This is a genomic window from Bacillus sp. SA1-12 (assembly GCF_000981385.1).
GTDB lineage: Bacteria > Bacillota > Bacilli > Bacillales > Bacillaceae > Metabacillus.
This window is the reverse complement of record NZ_LATZ01000006.1, coordinates 22,218-45,719: the sequence shown is the minus strand read 5'-3', so window position 1 is coordinate 45,719 and position 23,502 is coordinate 22,218. Positions and strand designations below refer to the sequence as shown.

At 38.7% G+C, this 23,502-nt stretch carries 28 protein-coding genes; 3 read left to right on the top strand and 25 right to left on the bottom strand.

What is annotated here, in order from left to right; all coding sequences use genetic code 11:
- Window positions 1-199: 199 nt before the first annotated feature.
- The 17 genes from WQ54_RS05780 to WQ54_RS05700 form a co-directional block, all read right to left on the bottom strand.
- Entirely contained in the window at window positions 200-1,084 is an 885-nt protein-coding gene (locus WQ54_RS05780) for a polyprenyl synthetase family protein (RefSeq protein ID WP_046513415.1), read from the bottom strand.
- Window positions 1,081-1,332: an exodeoxyribonuclease VII small subunit gene (locus tag WQ54_RS05775; protein ID WP_046513412.1), complete on the bottom strand. Its 252-nt coding sequence runs from the start codon at window positions 1,330-1,332 to the stop codon at window positions 1,081-1,083. The genes WQ54_RS05780 and WQ54_RS05775 overlap by 4 nt, the downstream gene beginning before the upstream one ends.
- Window positions 1,325-2,677, bottom strand: coding sequence for an exodeoxyribonuclease VII large subunit (gene xseA, locus WQ54_RS05770; RefSeq protein WP_046513409.1), 1,353 nt, complete (start codon window positions 2,675-2,677; stop codon window positions 1,325-1,327). The genes WQ54_RS05775 and xseA overlap by 8 nt, the downstream gene beginning before the upstream one ends.
- 86 nt (window positions 2,678-2,763) lie before the next feature.
- Window positions 2,764-3,621: a bifunctional methylenetetrahydrofolate dehydrogenase/methenyltetrahydrofolate cyclohydrolase FolD gene (folD, locus tag WQ54_RS05765; RefSeq protein WP_046513406.1), complete on the bottom strand. Its 858-nt coding sequence runs from the start codon at window positions 3,619-3,621 to the stop codon at window positions 2,764-2,766.
- 31 nt (window positions 3,622-3,652) lie between these two features.
- Window positions 3,653-4,039 carry a transcription antitermination factor NusB gene (gene nusB / locus WQ54_RS05760; protein WP_046513405.1) on the bottom strand — a complete coding sequence of 129 codons (387 nt, stop codon included), beginning with the start codon at window positions 4,037-4,039 and terminating at the stop codon, window positions 3,653-3,655.
- 406 nt (window positions 4,040-4,445) lie between these two features.
- Complete coding sequence (locus WQ54_RS05755; RefSeq protein WP_084821862.1) at window positions 4,446-4,829, bottom strand: Asp23/Gls24 family envelope stress response protein; 384 nt, start codon at window positions 4,827-4,829, stop codon at window positions 4,446-4,448.
- 49 nt (window positions 4,830-4,878) lie between these two features.
- Window positions 4,879-6,231: an acetyl-CoA carboxylase biotin carboxylase subunit gene (gene accC, locus WQ54_RS05750; protein ID WP_046513400.1), complete on the bottom strand. Its 1,353-nt coding sequence runs from the start codon at window positions 6,229-6,231 to the stop codon at window positions 4,879-4,881.
- A gap of 12 nt (window positions 6,232-6,243) precedes the next feature.
- Window positions 6,244-6,738 (bottom strand): acetyl-CoA carboxylase biotin carboxyl carrier protein, encoded by a 495-nt coding sequence (gene accB / locus WQ54_RS05745; protein ID WP_046513397.1) that lies wholly within the window; start codon window positions 6,736-6,738, stop codon window positions 6,244-6,246.
- 575 nt (window positions 6,739-7,313) lie between these two features.
- On the bottom strand, window positions 7,314-8,027 hold the full coding sequence (locus WQ54_RS05740; RefSeq protein ID WP_156177770.1) for a SpoIIIAH-like family protein: 714 nt from the start codon (window positions 8,025-8,027) through the stop codon (window positions 7,314-7,316).
- Between the two features lie 3 nt (window positions 8,028-8,030).
- Window positions 8,031-8,684, bottom strand: a complete 654-nt coding sequence (spoIIIAG, locus tag WQ54_RS05735) for a stage III sporulation protein AG (RefSeq protein ID WP_046513392.1) — start codon at window positions 8,682-8,684, stop codon at window positions 8,031-8,033.
- Complete coding sequence (gene spoIIIAF / locus WQ54_RS05730) at window positions 8,674-9,333, bottom strand: stage III sporulation protein AF (protein WP_046513389.1); 660 nt, start codon at window positions 9,331-9,333, stop codon at window positions 8,674-8,676. The genes spoIIIAG and spoIIIAF overlap by 11 nt, the downstream gene beginning before the upstream one ends.
- Window positions 9,334-9,346: 13 nt before the next feature.
- Window positions 9,347-10,561 (bottom strand): stage III sporulation protein AE, encoded by a 1,215-nt coding sequence (gene spoIIIAE / locus WQ54_RS05725; RefSeq protein ID WP_046513386.1) that lies wholly within the window; start codon window positions 10,559-10,561, stop codon window positions 9,347-9,349.
- 28 nt (window positions 10,562-10,589) lie between these two features.
- A complete protein-coding gene (gene spoIIIAD, locus WQ54_RS05720; protein WP_197089554.1) occupies window positions 10,590-10,985 on the bottom strand; it encodes a stage III sporulation protein AD in 396 nt (131 codons plus the stop codon).
- Between the two features lie 13 nt (window positions 10,986-10,998).
- Window positions 10,999-11,205, bottom strand: coding sequence for a stage III sporulation protein AC (gene spoIIIAC / locus WQ54_RS05715; RefSeq protein WP_026558844.1), 207 nt, complete (start codon window positions 11,203-11,205; stop codon window positions 10,999-11,001).
- A 22-nt stretch (window positions 11,206-11,227) separates the two neighbouring features.
- On the bottom strand, window positions 11,228-11,743 hold the full coding sequence (gene spoIIIAB, locus WQ54_RS05710; protein ID WP_046513375.1) for a stage III sporulation protein SpoIIIAB: 516 nt from the start codon (window positions 11,741-11,743) through the stop codon (window positions 11,228-11,230).
- Entirely contained in the window at window positions 11,740-12,660 is a 921-nt protein-coding gene (gene spoIIIAA / locus WQ54_RS05705; protein WP_046513373.1) for a stage III sporulation protein AA, read from the bottom strand. The genes spoIIIAB and spoIIIAA overlap by 4 nt, the downstream gene beginning before the upstream one ends.
- Window positions 12,661-12,748: 88 nt before the next feature.
- Complete coding sequence (locus WQ54_RS05700) at window positions 12,749-13,030, bottom strand: YqhV family protein (RefSeq protein WP_046513370.1); 282 nt, start codon at window positions 13,028-13,030, stop codon at window positions 12,749-12,751.
- Between the two features lie 108 nt (window positions 13,031-13,138).
- Between WQ54_RS05700 and WQ54_RS05695 the strand changes: the two genes are divergently transcribed.
- Entirely contained in the window at window positions 13,139-13,777 is a 639-nt protein-coding gene (locus WQ54_RS05695) for a hypothetical protein (RefSeq protein WP_046513367.1), read from the top strand.
- A 68-nt stretch (window positions 13,778-13,845) separates the two neighbouring features.
- Here WQ54_RS05695 and efp read toward each other — a convergent pair whose 3' ends face one another.
- The 4 genes from efp to WQ54_RS05675 all read right to left on the bottom strand — a co-directional run bounded on the left by efp (window position 13,846) and on the right by WQ54_RS05675 (window position 16,626).
- On the bottom strand, window positions 13,846-14,403 hold the full coding sequence (gene efp / locus WQ54_RS05690; protein WP_046513365.1) for an elongation factor P: 558 nt from the start codon (window positions 14,401-14,403) through the stop codon (window positions 13,846-13,848).
- Between the two features lie 97 nt (window positions 14,404-14,500).
- Window positions 14,501-15,565: a Xaa-Pro peptidase family protein gene (locus WQ54_RS05685; RefSeq protein WP_046513362.1), complete on the bottom strand. Its 1,065-nt coding sequence runs from the start codon at window positions 15,563-15,565 to the stop codon at window positions 14,501-14,503.
- The gene (aroQ, locus tag WQ54_RS05680; protein WP_046513359.1) at window positions 15,562-16,005 is read right to left on the bottom strand and encodes a type II 3-dehydroquinate dehydratase; all 444 of its coding nucleotides are present in this window, start codon (window positions 16,003-16,005) and stop codon (window positions 15,562-15,564) included. Before aroQ ends, WQ54_RS05685 begins: the two co-directional genes overlap by 4 nt.
- 123 nt (window positions 16,006-16,128) lie before the next feature.
- Window positions 16,129-16,626, bottom strand: coding sequence for a YqhR family membrane protein (locus WQ54_RS05675; RefSeq protein WP_046513708.1), 498 nt, complete (start codon window positions 16,624-16,626; stop codon window positions 16,129-16,131).
- Window positions 16,627-17,109: 483 nt separating this feature from the next.
- Here WQ54_RS05675 and WQ54_RS05670 point away from each other — a divergent pair, with 483 nt between their 5' ends.
- Both WQ54_RS05670 and WQ54_RS05665 read left to right on the top strand, forming a co-directional pair.
- Window positions 17,110-18,060, top strand: coding sequence for a DUF1385 domain-containing protein (locus WQ54_RS05670; protein ID WP_046513356.1), 951 nt, complete (start codon window positions 17,110-17,112; stop codon window positions 18,058-18,060).
- Between the two features lie 196 nt (window positions 18,061-18,256).
- Window positions 18,257-18,637, top strand: coding sequence for an SA1362 family protein (locus WQ54_RS05665; protein WP_046513353.1), 381 nt, complete (start codon window positions 18,257-18,259; stop codon window positions 18,635-18,637).
- On the opposite strand, the gene WQ54_RS05660 is transcribed toward WQ54_RS05665, so the two are convergent.
- The 4 genes from WQ54_RS05660 to WQ54_RS05645 form a co-directional block, all read right to left on the bottom strand.
- Entirely contained in the window at window positions 18,634-19,521 is an 888-nt protein-coding gene (locus tag WQ54_RS05660; RefSeq protein ID WP_046513350.1) for a patatin-like phospholipase family protein, read from the bottom strand. The genes WQ54_RS05665 and WQ54_RS05660 overlap by 4 nt on opposite strands.
- 353 nt (window positions 19,522-19,874) lie before the next feature.
- Complete coding sequence (gene nikC / locus WQ54_RS05655; RefSeq protein ID WP_046513347.1) at window positions 19,875-20,771, bottom strand: nickel transporter permease; 897 nt, start codon at window positions 20,769-20,771, stop codon at window positions 19,875-19,877.
- Between the two features lie 18 nt (window positions 20,772-20,789).
- Window positions 20,790-21,797: an ABC transporter permease gene (locus WQ54_RS05650; RefSeq protein WP_156177754.1), complete on the bottom strand. Its 1,008-nt coding sequence runs from the start codon at window positions 21,795-21,797 to the stop codon at window positions 20,790-20,792.
- A gap of 73 nt (window positions 21,798-21,870) precedes the next feature.
- Window positions 21,871-23,481, bottom strand: a complete 1,611-nt coding sequence (locus WQ54_RS05645; protein WP_046513344.1) for an ABC transporter substrate-binding protein — start codon at window positions 23,479-23,481, stop codon at window positions 21,871-21,873.
- Window positions 23,482-23,502 lie beyond the last annotated feature (21 nt).

The window sequence follows — 23,502 nt, the reverse complement described above, 5'->3', positions numbered from 1 at the left end:
TTTTAACGTAAAGTTCTTATAATTAAAAATGTCTGACATTAGATTTATTTATCTATACATCGAATAACTATGTGCAAGCAAAAACTTACCATAAAATAACGGTAATTACAATGATTAAAGTTATTAGCTGCCTGTTTTCACAAAGCAAATAGTATAAAAACCGCTTCCAAGTGGGAACGGTTTTAAAATCGATACTTAATTAATGATCCCTTTTTGCCATTAAGTCACACATTTGATAAAGCAATTCAGATCGAACGGATAAGTTGTTGAGAACCTCTTTTGCAAAGTCGATATGATCATTAAGTTTTTCCTTTGCCCCTTGCATGGTTAAAATAGAAGGATAGGTAGTCTTTTCATTTAATGTATCAGAACCAACTGGTTTACCTAGAATCATTTGATTTCCTTCAATATCTAAAATATCGTCACGAATTTGAAAAGCAATACCAAGATGATAAGCAAATTTTCGCAGATTATTGATATCCTCTTCAGGAGCACCAGCTAAAATCGCACCTGAAATAATGCTAAAGCCCAAAAGCTTAGCGGTCTTGTTTTCATGAATGGACTGAAGCTCAGCAAGAGTCAGCTGTTTAGCTTCCCCCTCCATATCTGAAACTTGTCCGCCAACCATCCCCTCTGCACCGGCTGCATTGACAAGTTCTGAGACAATCCGAAGCTTTTTGGCAGCTGGCAGCCTCGTGTCATTTAAAATTAACGAAAAGCTTTGGGTCAACAATCCGTCTCCGGCTAATACCGCCATTGCTTCCCCAAAAACCTTATGGTTTGTTGGCTTTCCACGTCTTAAGTCATCATCATCCATACAAGGAAGATCATCATGAATAAGTGAATAGGTATGAATCATTTCAACAGCACAAGCCGTAGTGATCCCTAATTCCTCTGATTGTCTGTATGTATGAAGCAAGGCTAAAACCAAAATTGGACGTAGCCGTTTCCCGCCTGCTTCTAACGAATATAGCATTGCCTCCTTTAACGATCCAGGTGCCTGAAGTTTTTCAATATAAGAAGGCAATGCCTTTTCAATTAGCTGTTTACGTGAGACTAAAAATTCATTAAGCTGTATGGTCACGCTTTTTCTTCCTCCTGCAGCTCAAATGGCTTTAATTCCCCATCTTCACGTAAAATAAAGTCCATTTGCTTTTCAACGTGCTGAAGTTTATCATGGCAAAGCTTTGAAAGCTCCATTCCTTTTTGAAAATAATCGATTGCCATTTCCAGAGGGACATCTCCCTCTTCAAGTTTTCCAACAATTTCTTCTAATCTTTGCATTGCAGCTTCAAAAGACATTTCGTCTTTTTTTTGTTCATCTTTACTCATTTATGGATCGCTCCTCTATTCCCTGTACTTGACAATCCAATTGTCCATCTTTTAATTGTACTTTTATGATCTGACCTTGTTCAATGTGTTCAATGCTTTTGATCAGCTTATTTTCATGATATACAAGGCTGTAGCCCCTGTCCATTACCTTTAACGGACTTAGTGCATTCAGTTTAGCAATTGCCTCATTAAATTGCGAATGTTTTACAGATAATATCGAATTCATTTCACGATTAAGCTTCTTGATGTATGATTCATAAGCTTCTTTTGAACGCTTAATCTGCTCTTTTGGATGTACATTTGCAAGCCTGTTTTTCAAATAAGCATAGGCATCTATCTTATGATTGACAGCCCTTTTCCCTTCCTTTTGAAGACGTTCCACCAGCATATCCAGCTGCTGCTCCTTTTGTAAATAGAGCTGTTTTGGATACCTGAAGGCATAAGAAGTTTGTAAATGGTTTAACCGGTCTTTTTTTGAGGTTATTTTTTCTCGCATGGATCTCTTCAATCGATTTTGACGATCTGTTATCCGATCCAATAACTCGGAAAAATGAGGTACAGCTAGTTCGGCAGCACCCGTCGGCGTAGGAGCACGTAAATCTGCAACAAAATCGGCAATCGTATAATCTGTTTCATGTCCGACCGCAGAGATAATTGGTACTTGTGAAGCAAATATTTCCCGAGCTACGATTTCTTCGTTAAACGCCCATAACTCTTCGATAGATCCTCCACCGCGACCAACAATTAATACGTCAAGTTTACCCAGTCGGTTAGCAACTTGTATTGCTTTTGCTACAGAAGCACCTGCTTGAACGCCTTGTACAAGAGCTGGGATAAGGATGACCTTAGCTAGGGGATAACGACGGTTGATCGTCGTTAAAATATCACGGATTGCAGCACCAGTAGGTGAGGTAATAACCCCAATATGGTTCGGGTATTTTGGGATCGGCTTCTTATGAACTTGATCGAATAGACCTTCCAGCTGTAATGTCCTTTTTAATTCTTCATAGGCTAAATAAAGGCTGCCAATGCCATCCGGCTGCATTTCCTTCACATAGACCTGGTACCCGCCACTTTGCTCATAAACTGAGATTTCTCCGCGAAGCAGCACCTTCATTCCGTTTTCAGGCTTAAATTTAAGCGTTTTATTTGAACCGGCAAACATGACCGCTTGAATTCTCGCCTTTTCATCTTTTAGTGTAAAATACATATGTCCCCGGCTATGTAAATTGAAGTTGGAGATCTCACCCTTTATCCATATGTCTGCTAAATGAGGATCTACATCAAATTTTCGTTTAATATACTTAGTTAAGGCTGTAACCGTTACATATTTTATTTCACTCATAGGACACTCCCCTTAACCTGCACAAAAACCTCTAGTGCAGGGATGAGGACGGAGCAAAAATACGAACCTCCGTCCTCTATATAATCTTATTTTTTTTCAAGAAATTGTTTTGCAGATTGGACTGTATTGTGCGCAAGCATTGTAATCGTCATTGGACCAACTCCGCCAGGAACCGGCGTAAGGTAGCTTGCCACCTCTTTTGCTTCGTCAAAAACAACATCACCGCATAATTTGCCGGTTTCCAGTCTGTTTACACCTACATCAATAACAACTGCACCTGGTTTAATGTCTGATCCTTTAATGAAATTAGCTCGGCCAACAGCTGCCACTAAAATATCTGCTTCTTTTGTATAAGATGATAAGTTTTTCGTTTTTGAATGGCAGTAAGTAACCGTTGCATGTTCATTCAGAAGGAGCTGTCCAACAGGTTTCCCAACAATATTACTTCTTCCAACAACAACAACATTCTTGCCTGTAATTTCAATTCCAACTGATTTAATCATCTCAACAATTCCTGCTGGTGTACAAGGTAAAAATGTTTCTTGACCTGTCATCATGCGGCCAATATTGATTGGATGAAAACCATCTACATCCTTTTCAGGCGAAATTTTTTCAACAACAGCTGTTTCATTAATATGTGAAGGAAGCGGCAATTGGACTAGTATCCCATGATATTCATTATTAGTATTATAATGGTCAATTACATCAAGTAATTCTTTTTCAGTTAATGATTCAGGGAAGTGCTCCAATTTAAAGCCTACACCAATCTCTTCAGCAGCCTTTTGTTTTCCTCTAATATAGGAGAGTGAAGCAGGATTGTCACCAACTAAAATAACAACAAGTTTAGGCAATAATCCTTTCGCTTTAATTTGCTCTACCTCTTTTGCAAGCTCACTTCTTTTTGTTTGTGATAATTGTTTTCCATCAATAATAGTTGCTGCCATTTCTATTTCCTCCTCATTCTGCCTTAAACCTTTAAAGATTTTGTTTAATTTTAGAAAGAACACCGTTGACGAATTTACTTGAATGATCATCACCAAACGCTTTAGCTAATTCTACAGCTTCATCTAAGGTTACATTAGCCGGTATATCCTCCTCATACTTCAGCTCATAAGCAGCCATACGAAGAATGGTTTTATCAATATTTGCTAAGCGATCAATTGTCCAGTTCACAAGGTGTGGAGCAATTAGCTCATCGAGTTCCTTTTGATGCTCAATTGTTCCGAAAACCAGCTTATTCATAAATTGGTCTTGATCTGCATCTTCCAATACATGCTCAATGGCTTCGTTTGGATCTATCTTGCTAACATTCACTTGAAATAGCGCCTGTAGTGCCTTTTCTCTTGCTGTTCTTCGTTTCATTCTTCTTGCTCCTTTTATTAATTAGAAATGTCGAAATGTCATAATGTGATCATACCACATATAACAATCAGATTCATGCCGAAAATGAAGGTTTTTATGTAATTTCCGAATGAAAAGTGTTTAATCTTAAAAAATATTCGTTATTTATTTTTTCTTCTATTTACAATATAACCATGCTCTATACATTCTATAAATAGTGCGATATTTTATCCTACTCTTTACTGTCATTTCACTCACAACTTAAAAGGCAATAAAAAATTTTACCTACATGATCCAAGTTATGATATAACTGCCCGTAATAATCGATAAATCTCGGTATCCATAAGCTGGGGATAAGGCCCCAACTGATGAATCGCTTATTAAAAACAAAAGAAAACCAAAGGGGCATTCCCTCTGGTTTTACTTTTTACATCTCTTGTTCTACCTCTATTTCCTGTGTTTTTGCTTCAAATTGAACGCCAACAACATGGATGTTTACTTCATTAACCTCTAATGCTGTCATGTTAAGTAAAGCCTGGCGGATGTTGTCTTGAATTTTCTGAGCAACGGTTGGAATGGATACACCGAAAATCATCACACAGTATACGTCAATAATGATGCCTTCTTCAGCAAGCTCAACCTTTACACCCTTGCCGTGGTTTTTCTTTCCTAATCGCTCCACAACTCCTGCAGCAAAGTTTCCTCTCATTGAAGCTACACCTTCTATTTCTGATGCTGCTATACCGGCGATTACTTCAATAACCTCCGGAGCAATCTCTACCTTGCCTAAGCCGTTATACTCCTGATTCATTTCTAAAACGTTATTAGTTTCTTTCAAGTGTCAGCACCTCCAAATGATTTTACGAATCCATGACCTTATACATTTCTAAAAACTTGGTGTTAAAATCACCTGAAACAAATTTTTCATGTTCAAGAAGCCGAAGATGGAATGGAATGGTTGTCGAAATCCCTTCAATGACGAACTCACTTAAAGCACGCTTCATTCTAGCTATTGCCTCATCTCTGGTCGCTCCATATGTAATTAGCTTTGCGATCATCGAATCATAAAACGGCGGAATGGAGTATCCTGGATATACCGCTGAATCTACTCTAACACCTAGACCACCAGGGGGCAAGTACATCTCAATTTTCCCTGGAGAAGGCATAAAGTTCTTTTCCGGATTTTCTGCATTGATACGACATTCAATCGCCCAGCCATTAAAGGTAACGTCCTCTTGTGCGACAGATAGTTTTTCACCTGAAGCAACCTTAATTTGTTCTTTAATTAAGTCAATTCCGGTTACCATTTCCGTTACAGGATGTTCTACCTGAATACGTGTGTTCATTTCCATAAAATAAAACTTCTTGTTAATGTGATCAAAAATAAATTCAACTGTTCCTGCGCCAGTGTAGGCAACAGCAGCTGCAGCCTTAACAGCAGCCTCTCCCATTTGTGAACGAATGGTTTCATCGAGGGCTGGTGATGGTGTTTCTTCAAGCAGCTTTTGCAGTCTGCGTTGGATCGAGCAGTCACGTTCACCCAGATGAATTACATTGCCATGTGAATCTGCTAAAACTTGAATTTCTACATGGCGGAAATCCTCGATGTATTTCTCGATGTAAACACCGGGATTGCCAAATGCAGTAGCTGCTTCCTGCTGGGTAATTTCGATCCCTTTCACAAGCGCCTGCTCATCTTGGGCAACGCGAATCCCTTTTCCTCCGCCGCCTGCCGTTGCTTTTATTATAACAGGATATCCCATATCATTTGCCAGCATTTTTGCTTCATCTATGTTTTCGATGATTCCTCTTGAACCTGGAACAATTGGAACACCTGCTTCACGCATTGTTTCTCTTGCCACATCTTTCGTTCCCATTTTTGAAATGGCTTCTGCACTTGGACCGATAAAAATAATATTGCATTCTTTGCACAACTCTGCGAAATCAGCATTTTCTGCTAGAAAGCCGTAGCCTGGATGAATGGCATCACTGCCTGTCAACTTTGCAACACTTATGATATTTGTAAAATTTAAATAACTATCCTTTGAGGCAGTTGGGCCAATGCAGTATGCTTCATCAGCAAGCTGTACATGCAATGCATCACGATCAGCTTCAGAAAAGACAGCAACTGTTTCGATTTCTAATTCTTTACATGCTCGGATGATCCGAACAGCAATTTCTCCTCGATTAGCAATAAGTACCTTCTTTATCATCATCATAACTCCTTACTCAGGCTTTACAAGGAATAAAGGCTGACCATACTCGACAAGCTGTCCATTTTGAACGAGTATTTCAACGATCTCACCCTTTACTTCTGCTTCAATTTCATTGAAGAGCTTCATAGCCTCAACGATACAAACAACTGTATCCTTATTCACTTTTGAACCTGCTTCAACATAATCGCCAGCTTCAGGTGAAGAAGCAGAATAAAACGTTCCTACCATTGGAGAGGTAATCTTATGTAAATTTGCTGTATCTGCTTTTGGTGCTTCTGCCTGTTCTTGCTTTGGTGCCTCCACTGCAGCAGCTTGAGTTTGTACAGGCGGAGCTTGTACAGTTTCAACAGCAGGTGAAGCAACAACATTGCGTACAACAGTTTCCACCTCTTGTGATTGTTTCTTCATTTTTATTTTTGAACCATCATGTTCAAATGAAAATTCATTAATAGAAGAGTCGTCAATTAATTTTATGATTTCTCTAATTTCTTGTATTTTTAGCATGCTAATGCACCCCTTTAATTCTATAATCATGTACAAAAAACATGATCTCCTAATTTATAGGCTAGTACTAAAACTTAGTCCCATACTAACATCTTACGATACTTTACGGGAGAAATTCAACAACAATTGTACCATTTCCTCAGGTTTCTAGTGATAATCATATGAAATGCGTAAGGCGTTAAGCATTTGGCGACAAGCAAAAGGCAAATAGCAATAGAAGATTCCTTTTTGCTTTAATTCGATTTGCCTGGTCGCTAGAACAGTTAAAAACGTGACATCCTGTTGCATTAACTGGGACTAACACGTCCTTTTCTTCTCCGATAGCGCTTGGAGCTAACTATTGAAAACAAAGAATTCATTTTACCCTTTATTCACTTTATAGTAAAGCTTGCCTTATCACCAAGTTACAGAGACGAAACTTTTGTATTTCTTATTCTATCATTATTTAAGATATAAATTCTGATCGTAAAAAAACCTATAGGGCAGACATATTTGATATGTCTGCCCTATAGGCTATCCTATTATCAACAGATTTTCTTTTCTCTTTGTAAATCCTCCAATGACGGAAGTCTTATTTATTGTTCAAACGTTACAATCACTTCATCCGTATTTTCCATTTCATCTCTAACCAGCATTAAAATTTTGTTTGCAGAAGATTTATCATGTTCTTTTGCTTTTACTGTGATTTTCACATCATCACCTTCTGCCCGTACTAAAGCATCGTCATAGCCCTGAGATTTAATTAGCGTTTCAAGTGTTGCTTCTTTTTTTGCAGCTTCAGCTAATGCTTCCATTTCATCTTTAGCATTGCTTTTTTCTTCAGGAGTTGCTTCACTGCTTGCAACGATTGCTTCTAAATCTTCTATTAATTTGCTGCGCTTGTCATCTAACTCCATTCGTAATGCTGCGAATAATTCATCATCAGATACGCTGGAAATGACTGTACCGTCTTCAAGTTCTTCTGTTTGTACTTCCCCTTCTTCAGATTCTCCTTCAGATGTACCTTTTTCCTTACCTTCATCTGCTGGTTGTTTTTCTTCAGCTGGCTGTTTTTCTTCTGCAGGCTGTTTTTCTTCAGCTGGTTGCTTTTCTTCTGCTGGTTGCTTTTCCTCTACAGGCTGCTCTTTGGCTATTTCTTCTTCAGCTGCAGTATTTTCAGTTACCTCTTTTTCGTTTTCAGTCATGACGATATTACTAGTATCCCCTTCAGGAGAAGTAACATAATAAACAGATAACACCACCACTAAACTCAACATAGTCAGCAACCATACCGTTTGTTTTTTCAACATCATCTATTCATCCTCCTTTATTTTTTTCGAAGCAACGGCTACGCGATGGCTAGGTACATCTAAAACACGTGTAACCGACTCAATAATGGTTTGCTTTATATGAATGTTGTCAGCACCCTGGGCGACAATTAAAACACCGCGAATCTCGGGTTTTTTCATTTCTACGATGATCGGAGTCTCTTTTTCACCATCTTGAATAATGACAACCTTATTATCTGAAGAACTATCTTCTACGACTCTTTTACCACCTTCTGGATCGGTTTCTTCAGTGACTTGTGATTGACTCACACTGTCTTTTTCAACCACCTTTTGACCTGTTGAATCGACATTTACGACAACCGATACATTGCCTACACCAGAAATGGTTTCTAATACCTCTTTTAATTGATTTTCATATTCAGCTTCATAATCAGATATAGTGCGAGTATTTTCACCCTTTGTTTGTTTAAACACTTCAGTACTTTCTTCCGTCGTAGTAGAAGCAACCGGAAGTGCATTATTTTCTTGGTCATTGCCAGTAAATAGATTGCTAATAAGCATAAACGCAATCCCCAGCACAAAAACAAGGACAAAATATTGATATTTTGATGGTTTCTTAGAATTCGACTGGCCAAGTAAGGACTTTAGCTTTTGGATGAGGCTATCTTTACTGCTCATTTAATGACTCCTCCCCCCCTTCCAATTCGAGTGAGATTTTTTCTTCTTGTACTTCCCATATTTTTGCTAGAAATGCTGTAATGTCATCAGAATTGAGCTCTGTTTCTGTAGCTGTTTCAACGTCCTTTGATAGGTCAATTGAAACGGGTTCAACTTCTTCTACCGCCTCTACTGCATCTTGGCTTGCTTCCTCCGTTGGTACATTCGTTTGCAAGATGACCTTAATATGCTGCAAATCCTTATGCGAATCTATGGTATCTGCTTGTGCGGATTCGGAAAGAAGGATTTTATCAATCGTTACATCATAGTTTTTCACCAGCTCCTCTTTTGCCATCGTTTTCATTTGGACAGCCATTTGTTCTAAAATATATGCACGTTGTGAAGCTTGTATTTCTTTTTTCTGAAATTCTATTGAATTTTTTACTTCATTTTCGTTTGAGGATCCTGCTGATTGAAATTCTGAGAGGATTTCTGTCATATCTGCTGAAAATAAGGTGAAGATTGGATTAATGATCACGATAATCAATAATAAGCTAATCACCATTTTTGCATATTTTTGCATAGAAGAATTCGGCAATAATAAATCAATGACTACGGCTAATAGAATAAAGACAATGATATTGGTAATCCAATCTGTTAAAAATTCCATAGCGAATTCCCCCTCACCTCATCATAATCGTTAAATTTCCTGCAGCGATGATGACGGTTAAGCTTAAAAAAAACATGAGTGAGACAATAGCCAAAGCTGCAAAGATATAGATGACACTTTTACTAATGATGTCTAAGCAGGTGATAACTGGACCGCCGCCAAGGGGCTGGAGAATTGAAGCTGCTAGTTTATATATAAACGCAAGTGATAATACTTTAATCGCTGGGAATGCCGCGATAAATAACAGGATTGCAACCCCTATCACCCCGACCGTATTCTTCAATAGAATAGATGCACTTATAACCGTATCTGTTGCATCAGTAAACATCCTGCCAAGCACAGGGATGAAATTTCCCGTAATGAATTTTGCTGTTCGAATCGTTATGCCGTCTGTAACGGCCGCAGAGGCCCCTTGAACCGAAATAACGCCAAGAAAAATAGTTAAAAACGATGCAATCAGTCCAATGCTGATATTTCTTAGCAGACCTGCCAGCTGTGTAACCTTGTATTGGTCTGTTAATGTACTAACAATATTTAATAACGCTGAAAGAAATAGTAGCGGCAGCACAATATTCTGGATCAGCAGCCCGCTCGTATTCATTAAAAAGATAATAACCGGATGAAAAAAAGCCGCAGAGGCTAGTCCGCCTGAAGAAGCCATTAAAGCCAACAAAAGCGGAATCAATGCTAGAATAAAATTCGACATGGACTCAATGGCATCATTTGTATATTGAATCGCAACATGGAAGCTATTCAGAGCAATAATGATCAGGACCATATAAACAAGCGCATATGCAACCTTGCTAACCGTGCTTTGATTAAATGCATTCTGCAGCAGTTGCAGCAGCATGCTGAATACCGTTAAGAGAATCAATGTACCTAATAATTTTCCATTTGCGATTAGCTCGTGAAATAAAAATTTCAGAAAGGCTTTCATCCATTCCTGAAAGGACAGTTCTTTTTCTCCGCTTAAAAATTGCAGCAGGCTTCCTTTTTGGCTTTCAGGTAAAAAGCCGCCATATTCTGTCATCACTTCATCCCAATAGGTTCTTATTTCCTCTACATCAAGCTTTTCTGCCTGTTCCTCAACCAGCATACTGGCATTCGGCAGTTCAGCCTGTTCAGTTTGTTCCGTCTGTTCAGTTTGTTGGAGAGTCTCAGAGGCTTGTACATTTATTGGGATGATTAGAATAAGAGAAATAAAAATAAGGGAAAGCGCCGTTTTCATGTATCCACCTCCAACTAATCCTAAACCATTATGATGAACCTGGGATCATTCCAAGGACTGTTTCGATAATGACAGTTAAAATCGGAATGGCCATTGTCAGGATAAGGATTTTTCCACCAAGCTCAATCTTTGAGGCAATCGCACCTTGTCCAGCATCTTTTGTAATTTGAGCACCAAATTCAGCAATATAAGCAATGCCGATAATTTTTAAGATGGTTTCAACATAAATGAGATTTACATTTGCATTTATGGCAATTCGTTCAACCATTCGAATAATTTCATACACTTGATCAATTAAAAATAAAAAAATCACACAGCCAACAAAAACAACAAGCATAAAGGCGAAGGAGGGCTTTTGCTCTTTTACGATTAGGGCTAAAAAGGTGGCGATTAGCCCTAATCCGACGATTTGAATGATTTCGATAGCTGCCCCCTCCTTACCCTTGGAAAAGAAAGACCGATTTTATCTTTTTAAATAAATCATCTACAATCGATGCAACCATGAACAAGATATAAATAAAGCCTATTAGTGTCACCCATTGTGCATATTCTTTTTTCCCCATTTGATCTAAAATGGTGTGAAGGAATGCTACGACGATTCCTATCCCGGCAATTTGAAAGATCGTGTTAATATCTACGCCCACCTTCGACGACTCCCTTCCACTTCTACATCAATAAAATAACAACGAGCAAGCCTGCTAAAACACCTAAGCTTTTCATCATACGTTCATAGCGATTTTGCCGATCAATTGCATCAGCTTCTTCTCTCTGCAAATGCGAAAGCGCTAACTTGATATGTTTCTGCTGTGAGATTCGGTCATGCTGACCAAGTGTTTCGCCAAATTGTTTTAATACTTCAAATTCACCCTGTTTTAATGCGGTCATCCTCCATATGCTTTGAAGACTTTCCTCCCAGGCCTCTTTTACACTCGTATGGCCTTTAACAAGCTTTTTGGAAAAATCCTCAAAAAACATTGATAATGGTTTTGGCAACTGCTTTGAGATATTCTGTGCCGCAATGATTAACGATGTATGGCCATACATAATCTCTGCTTCCAATGATAGAAGGGCTACCTTTAACTGTCTTAACTGTCTCGTTCTCTCACTAAAATGCTTTGCCATTTCGAAGCCTGCCCATGTTGTTGCAAGAATAATGAGGATTGCTCCCATCCACTTAATCATTTGGTCACACTTCTTTCTGCATTTAACTGCTCGCCATGCTGATTAAGAATGTGCTGAACGGTTCCGGGACCGTTTTTTCTAGACAACTCTAAGTATCGATCAAACACTTGCGCCTCAAATAGTAATCTAAGAGTTGGGCGATTCATCAGGTCGCGGGCACAGTATCCATGAACTGTCACGAATAATTGGACACCTGCATGAACGGCTTCCATAACTGCCTCAGCATCTTGCCTTGTTCCAATCTCATCTACAATCAATACATCAGGACTCATTGATCGAATCATCATCATCATACCTTCAGCTTTTGGGCACGCATCCAGGACATCAACCCGTTCACCTAGCTGATGCTGGGGAACTCCATTTACACACCCTGCGATTTCCGATCGTTCATCAACAATTCCTACCTTGTTTGATTCGATCTGATGAAAACCACTGCTTATGATTCTTGCAAAATCCCTAAGCAAGGTCGTTTTCCCTGTTTGCGGAGGTCCGATAATTAGCGTATTCAACCATTTCCCATCATATAAATAAGGGATGTACCCTTCAGCAACTCCAAGCTTTTCCTTTGCAATCCGGATATTAAATGATGTGACATCCCGAATCGCTTTAACTCGTCCACCTTCTGTAATCACACGTCCAGAAAGGCCGACACGATGCCCTCCGCAAACCGTTATATATCCCTTTTTTAACTCTTCTTCCAATGTATAAATTGAATAGTGGCTAAGCTCGTTTAAAAGATTGACAGAGTCTTCATACGTCGTGATGGATGATAGAAAAACAGGTTTGCCCATAATAACAACCTCCACTCTTTTCATCACGCGGATACGAATTTCCTCAATTCGAGCAATACTAGCTGGATGCAGTTTCTTTATCTGATGACTAATTGAATCCGGAAGCATCTCAATAATTTCTTTCACACCGCTTCCTCCTATAAGGCTATTCGTTACTTTCAATGTATGCATGCTTGACCACATTCATGACTTAATTGTCCTGATGATTTTTCCGCTATTTATAAATACCGAATAAAATAAAAAATACACCCAAGCCAATAAAAATCAATTTTGCATATGACAATTGGTCGGCAATATGAAAGATACCGATCGTCATCGTGACAATAAATATAACCGGACCTACTATGGCTAATAATGAATTGATTGTGACTGCCTTTTTTACATCATTAAATACTAACATTAAGATGGCTGCGGTTAACTCAATTGACGCGGACATAAAGCGTAAACCAGCCATTGTCAAAACAGTTGAATCAAAATGAGAAAAGAATCGTTTCATGTGGTCCTCCTAAAATATAGTTTGTACACCATATGCTAGAGGAAGGAGATTTAGACAAGGAAGGTTTATAATAAAAGTAAAATTGTCATTATACAGGGAGTGAAAGCATTGTCGATCTTATCAAAGTTATCATCACAAGTTGGAGAAAAAACGGAAGAAGGAAATCGAACAGCAGCAAAAGAATGCCTTCAGCACCCTTCTCTCCTCAAGGAAATTAACGAGGGATTAAACACTGATAACAAAGCGCTTATCGGTGACTGTACTGAAGTATTCACAAAAGTTGCTGAAGAAAAACCTGAATATGTCGCACCATATTTCGAACAGTTGCTCCCATTGCTTTCCTCACAAACAACACGTATCCGTTGGGAGGCAATTCATGCTATCTCCTTACTAACAAAACATGTACCAGAGCAAATCTCAGCATATTTACCTTTCATACATAAACTTATACGAACGGATAAAAGTACAATTGTCAGAGATTACTCCATTCAAACCATTTGTAACTATGCTGATATCGGCAGACCTCAGGCACTTGCCGCTTATCCAATATTAAAAGAATCGCTGACCCTATGGGAGGGAAAGCATCGGGCCCGTATTTTAACTGGATTATTAAACGTATGTAAACATGCTCCAGATTGCATCCTTGAAATACGAGGAATAGCAGAAGAATATAAAGAGGATGATCGAAGCAGCGTAAAAAAAGCAGCAAGAATTTTAATAAAGGCTATAGAAACAGGTTCTGTTTAATACATCTTTTAAAAAGCAAGGAAAAAGAGGCATCCAAAAAGTGGACACCTCTTCTTTAAATCGATTGATTATGCACGTGAAACGTAAGAAGCTTCAGCTGTATTAATAATTAAACGATCCCCTTCATTGATAAAGAATGGGACTTGAACAGTTAAACCAGTTTCCAACTTAGCTGGCTTAGAGCCGCCCGATGCCGTATCACCTTTAATGCCAGGCTCAGTTTCTACAACCTCCAGCTCGACTGTGTTTGGCAATTCAACACCTAATGTCTCTGTACCAAACATCATGATTTGCACTTCCATGTTTTCTTTTAAGAATTTTAATTCATATTCAATTTGAGCTGAAGATAATTCAATTTGGTCATATGTTTCTGTATCCATGAAGGCATGTTGATCGGCATTTGCATAAAGATATTGCATTCTACGTGTTTCAATTTGAGCTCTTGCTACTTTTTCACCTGCACGGAATGTTTTCTCTTGAACAGCTCCTGTGCGTAAATTACGTAGTTTTGAACGAACAAATGCAGCACCTTTACCTGGCTTAACATGCTGGAAATCCATGACGCGCCAAATGCCGTTATCCACCTCAATCGTTAATCCTGTACGAAAATCGTTAACTGAAATCATGAAAAAAGTCCTCCTAATAGCTTAAATAAGGGATTGTAAAGATTCTGCCTTAAAATTATTTAAGATAGTCTCAATTGTTATATGTAAATATTCCCTATTACAAAATAATAAGATCTTTTGGTGAATGAGTAAGCGACTCATTCCCGCTTTCTGTGATGACTGTATCATCTTCAATTCTTACGCCGCCAAGACCAGCGATATAAATTCCAGGTTCAACAGTTACCACCATGCCTGGTTCAAGAATTGCATCAGATCTAAAGGATAAAGCAGGCCCTTCATGGACTTCCATACCTAACCCGTGGCCAGTCGAATGTCCGAAATACTCCCCATATCCTTGTTGGGTAATATAGTCCCGGGTAAGAGCATCTGCTTCTTTTCCTGACATACCTGGTTTTATTCCATTCATGCCCCGCATTTGTGCTTCAAGGACAATTGCATAGATATTCTTCAGCTCATCACTTGGCTGACCGACAGCGAAAGTTCTCGTGATATCTGAACAGTATCCTTTGTAGTATGCACCAAAATCTAGCGTAACAAAATCACCTTTTTCAATTTCTTTGTTACTTGCTACACCATGCGGTAAAGCAGAACGATAGCCTGAAGCAACAATCATATCAAAGGATGAGGATTCAGCACCATTTTTTCTCATAAAAAATTCAAGTTCATTTGCGACTTCAATTTCTTTTAAACCAGGTTTGACAAATGTTAAGATATGCTTATATGCAGCGTCAGCAATCTCGGCTGCTTCCTTTAATATCTTAATCTCTGAGGAAGACTTAATCAAGCGTAACTTTTCAACTGCATCTGACACTGGTACAAATTCTGTATCTGTTATTGCATTTTTATAGGATGTATAAGCTTGATAGGTTAAATGATCCTGCTCAAAACCAAGTCTCTTAATCCCTAATTGTTTAACAACAGCTGCAACCTCTTCTATGATAGGTCCGGTATGCTTGACAATTTCGAAGCCCTCTACTTCCTTTGCCGCTTGCTCAGTATAACGGAAATCAGTTATAAATACAGCTTTATCTAAAGAAATGACGGCAACACCCGCAGTACCAGTAAATCCTGTCATGTATCTGCGATTAAATTTACTTGTAATTAATAGTCCATCAATTGATAATTCTTTGAATCGATTGCGGATTTTTTCTAATTTAATCATTGGTTACCTCCTCCTACTCTCTCCTTTAATGCCAGCATTCCCAGTTCATACCCTTTAAAACCCAGACCGATGATTTGGCCTATTGTAACTGGAGCGGTTACTGATGTGTGACGAAATTCTTCTCTAGCATGAACATTTGATATATGTACTTCAATAACCGGGAGTGTAACTCCTGCAATCGCATCGCGGATTGCATAACTATAATGTGTAAATGCGCCAGGGTTCAAAATAATCCCATCGAATTGACCTTCTGCTTCATGAATGGCATCGATGATATCACCTTCATGATTTGATTGAAAACAAGTTACTTCTATTTGTTCTTTTTCACCAAATGCTAATAATTTCTTTTCTAAATCTGTTAATGTTTCAGACCCATAAATTGCAGGCTCACGCAATCCAAGTCTATTCAGATTTGGACCATTTATCACTAAAATATTCATAACAGTTTTGCACCTCTTTCCATAAGGAAATAATCTTTCATTATTCATTCAATCCTTTATACGAAAAAAAGAATGTTCAGCTAATGAACATTCTATCACAACTCATCTCTTTCACACTATGATCTAATTCTCATTATTTGTATTTAACTCATTATAATCGAATGAAATCGAATAGCCGACAAAAAGACCATATAAAATATAAATGCAAACTGTTGTCACAATTGTCCCTCTTGGTAATTCAAAAATCATCTTAAGATCCGGGAACATCGGGTTGAGGATAAAGAAAACAAGTCCCCATAAAGCTGCTCCATATGCAATTCCAATCCACATTGAAGTAAAACGCTTTAATACAGCAAAATAAACCAAAGCAACCCCAATCGATATGACTCCAATTAAGACAATGCTAATAAATTCGCCAAGTGTTCCATTTTTCCAATCTCCTAAAGCAATTGGCTGGAGGATAAGACTTGGTTTTATTTCGGTGTAGTTCAAAATAGAAGCTACGTATGCCAGGAAACTCCAAAATACCCCGCCTATAAAACCTGTTGAAATCACTTTCCCCATTTGTGATACAGGCTTTTCCCTTTTGTTTTGCTCTAAGCGAGGATCGTCTTCTTTCATTACATCATCTGTCTTTTTTTTATCATCTGCCATTTACCTGCACCTCCATTTACTACTATGTCCATTTTTTTAAAAGTCATGTTTTTACCCCATTTTTTACTTAAATGAAAATTACATGTCTAGTAAATGAATGCATGGGTATAATGTAAATAAAGGAATTATTTCCAGAAAGAAAAGCGAAAGCCCATTGAACATCTTAGGGCTAATAAGACAATCTGCGAACGTTTCCTTCTATCCCAAATTGGCTGGACCTAAGAGAGGATAGATGCTGGAACTGGATATCAAAGTGATTGTCCATAGTACAGTCAAAAAAAAGAACACAAATGAAGACATAATGAGATTATTGGCGAATATCACGCTAGAGGTTTCCTTCTAAATTCTGTATTATATAGATAATAACTAAACAAAGTCTGTCTTATAACCAAAGGTGTTAACTCCTTTGAGACAGATTATGGATAAACAGAATAGATAGGTTGGTGTCTCATGTCAAATCAAAAAAAACCTGCATATGGCGGGCAAGCTGTTATTGAGGGTGTTATGTTCGGCGGTAAACATCATTATGTAACTGCAATCCGCAGAACGGATCAATCCATTGATTTCTTTCATCTAAAAAGAAAGAATCAACCCGTTTTATCAAAGCTAAAAAAAATTCCTTTCTTACGGGGAATAGTTGCGATTATTGAGGCTAGTGCCAACGGCTCTAAGCATTTAAATTTCTCAACAGAGCGTTTTGAAGTTGACCCTAAAGATGATGAAAAAATGGCAGAAGAAAAGAAACAAAACGAATCCAAGCTGGCGATGTGGCTAGGTATTGCCGCTGTAGGGGTTATCTCATTTTTCTTCGGAAAAGTAATTTTTACCCTTCTACCTGTCTTCCTTGCACATTTTATGCGTCCTCTAGTGCCATCAGATTTCGGGCAAATTCTAGTGGAAGGTGCATTCAAACTAGTGCTGCTTTTAGCATATATATATGCTATATCCTTTACCCCATTGATTAAACGAGTATTTCAATATCATGGGGCTGAACATAAAGTTATCAATGCATATGAAAACAACTTGCCAATTACAGTGGAAAACGTCCAAAGTCAGTCAAGGCTCCATTACCGATGTGGCAGCAGTTTCATCTTGTTTACTGTGATCGTAGGTATTTTTGTTTATACTCTTGTACCAACAGATCCGTTGTGGCTTCGAATCGTTAACCGATTAGCACTTATTCCAGTCGTACTAGGGATTTCGTTTGAGGTATTGCAGATTACAAATAAGCTTCGTGATGTACCGGTCCTAAGATATTTAGGATATCCAGGACTTTGGCTCCAGTTGTTAACTACGAAAGAGCCAACAGATGACCAGGTTGAAGTCGCGATTGCAAGTTTTAATGAGCTTTTACGTAAAGAAAAAGAAACAGAAACAGCATTAGCAGAACAAATCGTTTAATCTTCATCTTTTTTGAAGGAAAAAAGACGGAACGACACGAATTTAAAATGAATAAATAGAAATATAGACATTTCGTTTTTTGTTGTTCCGTTTGCACTTCTTAAATATAAAACAATTTCCTTCATTTACCCTGTGAGGTATAGCATGAAATTGGTTTTATTCATTTTGATTGGTATCTTTTATCGGAGGTGGTTATATGAATCGTCGTGTGGTGAATGGAATCGTTTTGGCAATTATTTTATTAGGTGCAATTGGATTTATATCAACTTTACTATCTGATCCGTTGTGGCTATTAAAACAAATTGCGATCTATGCTGCTATTGCTGGAATTATTTATCTCATCTATCGTATGGTGATGAAACGGAAATTAGGGAAGGAGTATTCCTCCTATGCCAGAGCAGCAAAGCGTTCAAAAAGACGTTTCGACGACCGCAGTACCCGTGGTTCAAATGTCAGAAACATAGCCCATGCTAAAAAATCAGCAAAAACCTCTGCCATTAAAAAGAAAAGACAACCATCACATTTAACGGTGATTGAAGGGAAAAAAGGCAAAAAGAAAAACCGTGCATTTTTCTAATAGGTCCAGGTCTTAAGAAATTCGATTGTTCGACTTCTACCTAGCTCAATGAGAGCTAGTTTTTTTTCTTCATTTAAGTTCCATTCCGTTGAAACAAGATGATCGACTGGTAAAAAAATAATATTTTTCTCATGTTTACTTGAAATATGCCGACTGTCGTGGGCATCTTTCATTGTTTCAAATAATGCACCGAACATGTCGAACGCATTACGGATGATTTTTTTAGGCCGTTCCTTCTCATTTGAGCTTAATTTTATCCCTAGGACCGGCCTTGCTTTAACCGACTTTTTCGATTGGTAAAATAGCCAAATTGGAAAATTGCTGAGCACTCCCCCATCGACAATGATATTACTCCCTGTTGAACTTGCAAGTCTTACAGGTTCAAAAAAATAAGGCAAGCTGCAGCTCATCCTCACTGCCCTTCCTACAGAAAATGATTCAGGATTTATTCCATATTTATGAAGATCATCAGGCAGCACGATCAGTCTGCCATTTGTTAAATCAGAGGCAACAATTCGCAGCGACCCGCTTGGAATATCAGCAAATGTCGTAATTCCTTTCTTTTTTAACTTTGATATAATCCATTCTTCTAGTTTAGCTCCTTTATATAATCCTAGATTCCAATACAAAGATATCCATTTCATGAAAGCAAACGGCAAAAAGGATTTTCGTTCATCAAGAAACATTGTCAGGTCAACTTCTTCCATCATCTCTGCTATTTCCTCAGCAGTATAGCCTGCAATAATAAAGGCAGCGATAATAGAGCCAGCACTCGTCCCTGCTAAGCGCTTAAATTTATAGCCATTTTCTTCAAGCGCTTGATATGCACCAATAAGGGCAAAGCCTTTAATCCCGCCACCTGATAAAACACCATCAATATACATGTCCTTCCCTCCCTTTAGCCTCCTACTTTATAGTGTAAGAAACTAAAAGTGAAAATAGACCAATTGAGTGAATTACTGCCATTTTGTATAAATATGGCGCAAGTGCCTGATTCAGCCTCAGGCAAATAAGACGATTTAGAATAGCTGTCGACCTTTGCCTTCAAATTTAAATTATCTAGACAAACAGGCGGCTAGGCGCTAGCAGTCAAAAGAACGGCCTTCTGAGGTTCGGAACTGGAAGCCAAAGTTTTTATCCACTGTCTAAACCATAATTATTTTTTCTTACAAAAAAGAACAACAAGCCCAAAAGATGTGCTGCAAATCCCAAGGCTTGTTCCAAATCAATTATTGTCTCATTGCTTCATTTTAGGATCTAATACATCACGCAAGCCGTCACCCATTAAATTAAACCCCAATACAGTAAGCATGATGGCAACCCCAGGAAAGAACAGTGTCCATGGTGCCTGGACTAAATACTGCTTTGAATCAGCCAGCATTTTTCCCCATTCAGGGGCAGGTGCTTGAGCCCCTAAGCCGAGGAAACCCAGTGCTGCCGCTTCAATAATTGCTGTAGCAATCGCCAGTGACGCTTGAACAATAATGGGGGTCATACAATTGGGAAGGATGTGCAGGAACAAAATCCGCTTGTCCTTCATTCCAATTGCTCTGGCAGCCATTATATATTCTTCTTGTTTGACACTTAATACCTTTGACCTGACAAGTCTGCCAAAATTGGGGATATTAATAATCGCAATCGCAATTAACGCATTTTGCAATGATGGTCCAAGAATGGCAACAACAGCAATCGCTAACAAAATACTTGGAAAGGCAAGCAAAATATCAAAGCACCTTGAAATGATCGTATCTGCCCACTTACCATAGTAACCAGCAACAATCCCTAAGATTGTCCCAACAACAGCCGAGCCTAAAACTGAAAAAAAGCCGACCCATAAAGAGATTCTCGCACCATAGACAATTCTTGAAAAAATATCTCTGCCGAAATCATCCGTTCCAAACCAATGTTCACTAGAAGGGGCTAGCAGCCTTTTAGATAACTCTTGATCTTTAAATCCATAAGGGGCAATGACTGGTGCAAGCAGGGCTAAAATGATAAAAAAGAGAACAATCCCCAATCCAATTAACGCTAATTTGTTTCGGCAAAAAGCTTTCCCTGCCTCTTTCCAAGGAGATGATCCCTCTATTTTAACTTCGGAGGTTGTGATTGACGGTTTCTTCGCAAGCTCTGCCACTTGTTTATCCCACCTTTGTTATGAATGGTAGTTAATCCGCGGATCAATAAATGCATATAACAAATCAATGATGAGGTTTATAACGACAAAGATGGCAGCTATCAATAAAATGCCTGATTGAATCACAGGATAATCTCGGTATCCAATAGCATCATAAAGATACCTGCCGATTCCCGGCCAACCAAAAATGGTTTCGGTTAAAATCGCACCTCCTAATAATAGACCTGTCTGAAGTCCGATTACAGTTAGGACTGGAATGATGGCATTTTTTAAAGAATGCTTATAAACGACCCAAAACATGCTTACACCTTTTGCTCTAGCCGTACGAATATAATCGGATTTCATCACCTCTAGCATTGTCGAACGGGTCATTCTAGCAATAATGGCCATCGGAATGGTTGCTAATGCAATACTTGGCAGGATAAGATGCTGAATCACCTGTCCAAATTGATCCATTCTGCCTTGAACCAAGGTATCGATTAAATAAAGATTCGTGATCGCTGTTACCGGATTTCTAACATCTTCTCTTCCAGTTGAAGGCAGCCATCCTAATTCAATCGAAAACGCCCATTGCTCCATCAAACCCAGCCAAAATATTGGCATTGAGACCCCTATCAAAGCAAAAATCATGGCAAGGTAATCAAACCATGAATGTGAAAACCAGGCGCTTATGATTCCAGCATTCACTCCTACAAAAACAGCAATGATCATCGCAACCACGGTTAATTCAATAGTTGCGGCCAAATATGGCCAGATTTCTTCATTAATAGGTCCTCTCGTACGTAAAGAGGTTCCTAAATCACCAGAAATGAGCCCTTTTAGATAATCAACATATTGGATATACCATGGCCGATCCAGACCTAACTCCCTTGTTAAAGTGGCAATAGCCTCCTTGGTTGCTTTTTGTCCGAGAATCACTTGCGCCGGGTCACCTGGTATCGCATGTATAATGGCAAAGACAATGAGTGTCATACCAAATAAAACAGGAAATAAAGAAAGTACACGCCGAACTGTATAAACAAACAACTTGGTTCACCCCTTTTCATTAGGCTAAACGATCCTGTCAGTAAAAGGGAGAGGTCCTCTCCCCCTCCCGTACCTATTTAAATTCTACCTTTGTTAAAGATTCAGAGCCTGTTGGATGCGGCAAATAGTTTGCAAGATCACTAGAACCTGCTAATAATGGTGTAGAGTGAACTAAAGGAGCCCATGGTGCATCCTCATGGATGATTTCTTGTGCCTGTTTATATAACTCATTGCGTGTTTCTTGGTTTGTTTCCGTTTGTGCCTTAATCAGAACTTCATGCAGCTTATCATTACTATAGTAAGAATAGTTGTTGCTTCCAATACTATCCTTATCTAATAGCGTGTATAAGAAGTTATCTGGATCTCCATTATCACCAGTCCAGCCAAGCATGTAGGCATCAAATTCACCCTTAACCGCTTTATCCAAATAAGTCGCCCAATCAACAGATTGGATGTTTGCTTTGACACCAATTTCAGCAAAAGATGCTTGGATCACTTCTGCAACCTTCATTCCTTCAGGCATATAAGGACGTGCAACAGGCATCGCCCACAAATCCATTTCAAATCCATCAGGGTACCCAGCCTCTGCTAACAATTGTTTTGCCTTTTCCAAGTCGTATTCATAATCTTCAATTCCATCATTATAGCCTTCTATTGATGGTGGCATCGGATTTTTAGCCGGTTCTGCCTTACCGCCATAAAATGCATCAATAATTGCTTGTTTATCAATCGCATGACTTAATGCTTGACGGACAAGCTTGTTATCAAATGGCGGGCGGTTCGTAGTAAAACCTACATACCCAACATTCATTGAAGGTCGTTCGATTAACTGAAGTTTTTCATTTCCTGTTATGGTTTCCTCATCTGAATTATTCACACCGTCCATTAAATCGATTTCGCCATTGACCAATGCGTTTAGCCGCGCCGTATTTTCTGGAATCACACGGAAAATGACCTGATTTAATTTTGGATAGCCTTTTAACCAATAGTTCTCATTCTTTTCAAGCACGATTCGATCATTTTGCTTCCACTCTACAAATTTAAACGGACCTGTACCAACTGGATTTTTTCTGAAATCTTCTCCATATTTTTCAACAGCTGCCGGGCTCGCCATTCCAAAAGGAGACATCGCTAAATTTTTTAAGAAAGGTGCCTGTGGTCGATTTAGCATAAACTGAACCGTATTGTCATCGATTGCTTTCAATTCTTTTATCACATGGCCCTCCTCTCCTTTATAGCCGCCAAACATGCTGTAATAAGGAAACTGGTCCTCATTCCCATTCATCCATCGATTAAAATTAAAGATGACAGCCTCAGCATTAAAGTCTGTCCCATCATGGAATTTAACATTTTGACGCAGCTTGAATGTGTAGGTAAGCGCATCTTCAGATACTGTCCATGATTCTGCAAGACCTGGATGCAAGGTTGTATCCTGCTCCCCGTACGAAACCAATGTTTCAAAAATATTTTCCGTAACCTTAAACGTCTCACCTTCTGTAGTGGTGATTGGATCCAAAGATGTAGAATCTCCGCCACGGCCAAATACAAGTGTGTCCTTCTTCTTTCCATCAGGTGATGGGTTTCCTTCAGTACCAGCCTCTTGATTTGAGCTATTGCAACCTGCCACAACTAAACATAGAACTAAAACCAAACCTAAAAACAGCTTTACCTTCATTCTGCTCATTTACTTACCCCCGTTTTTATT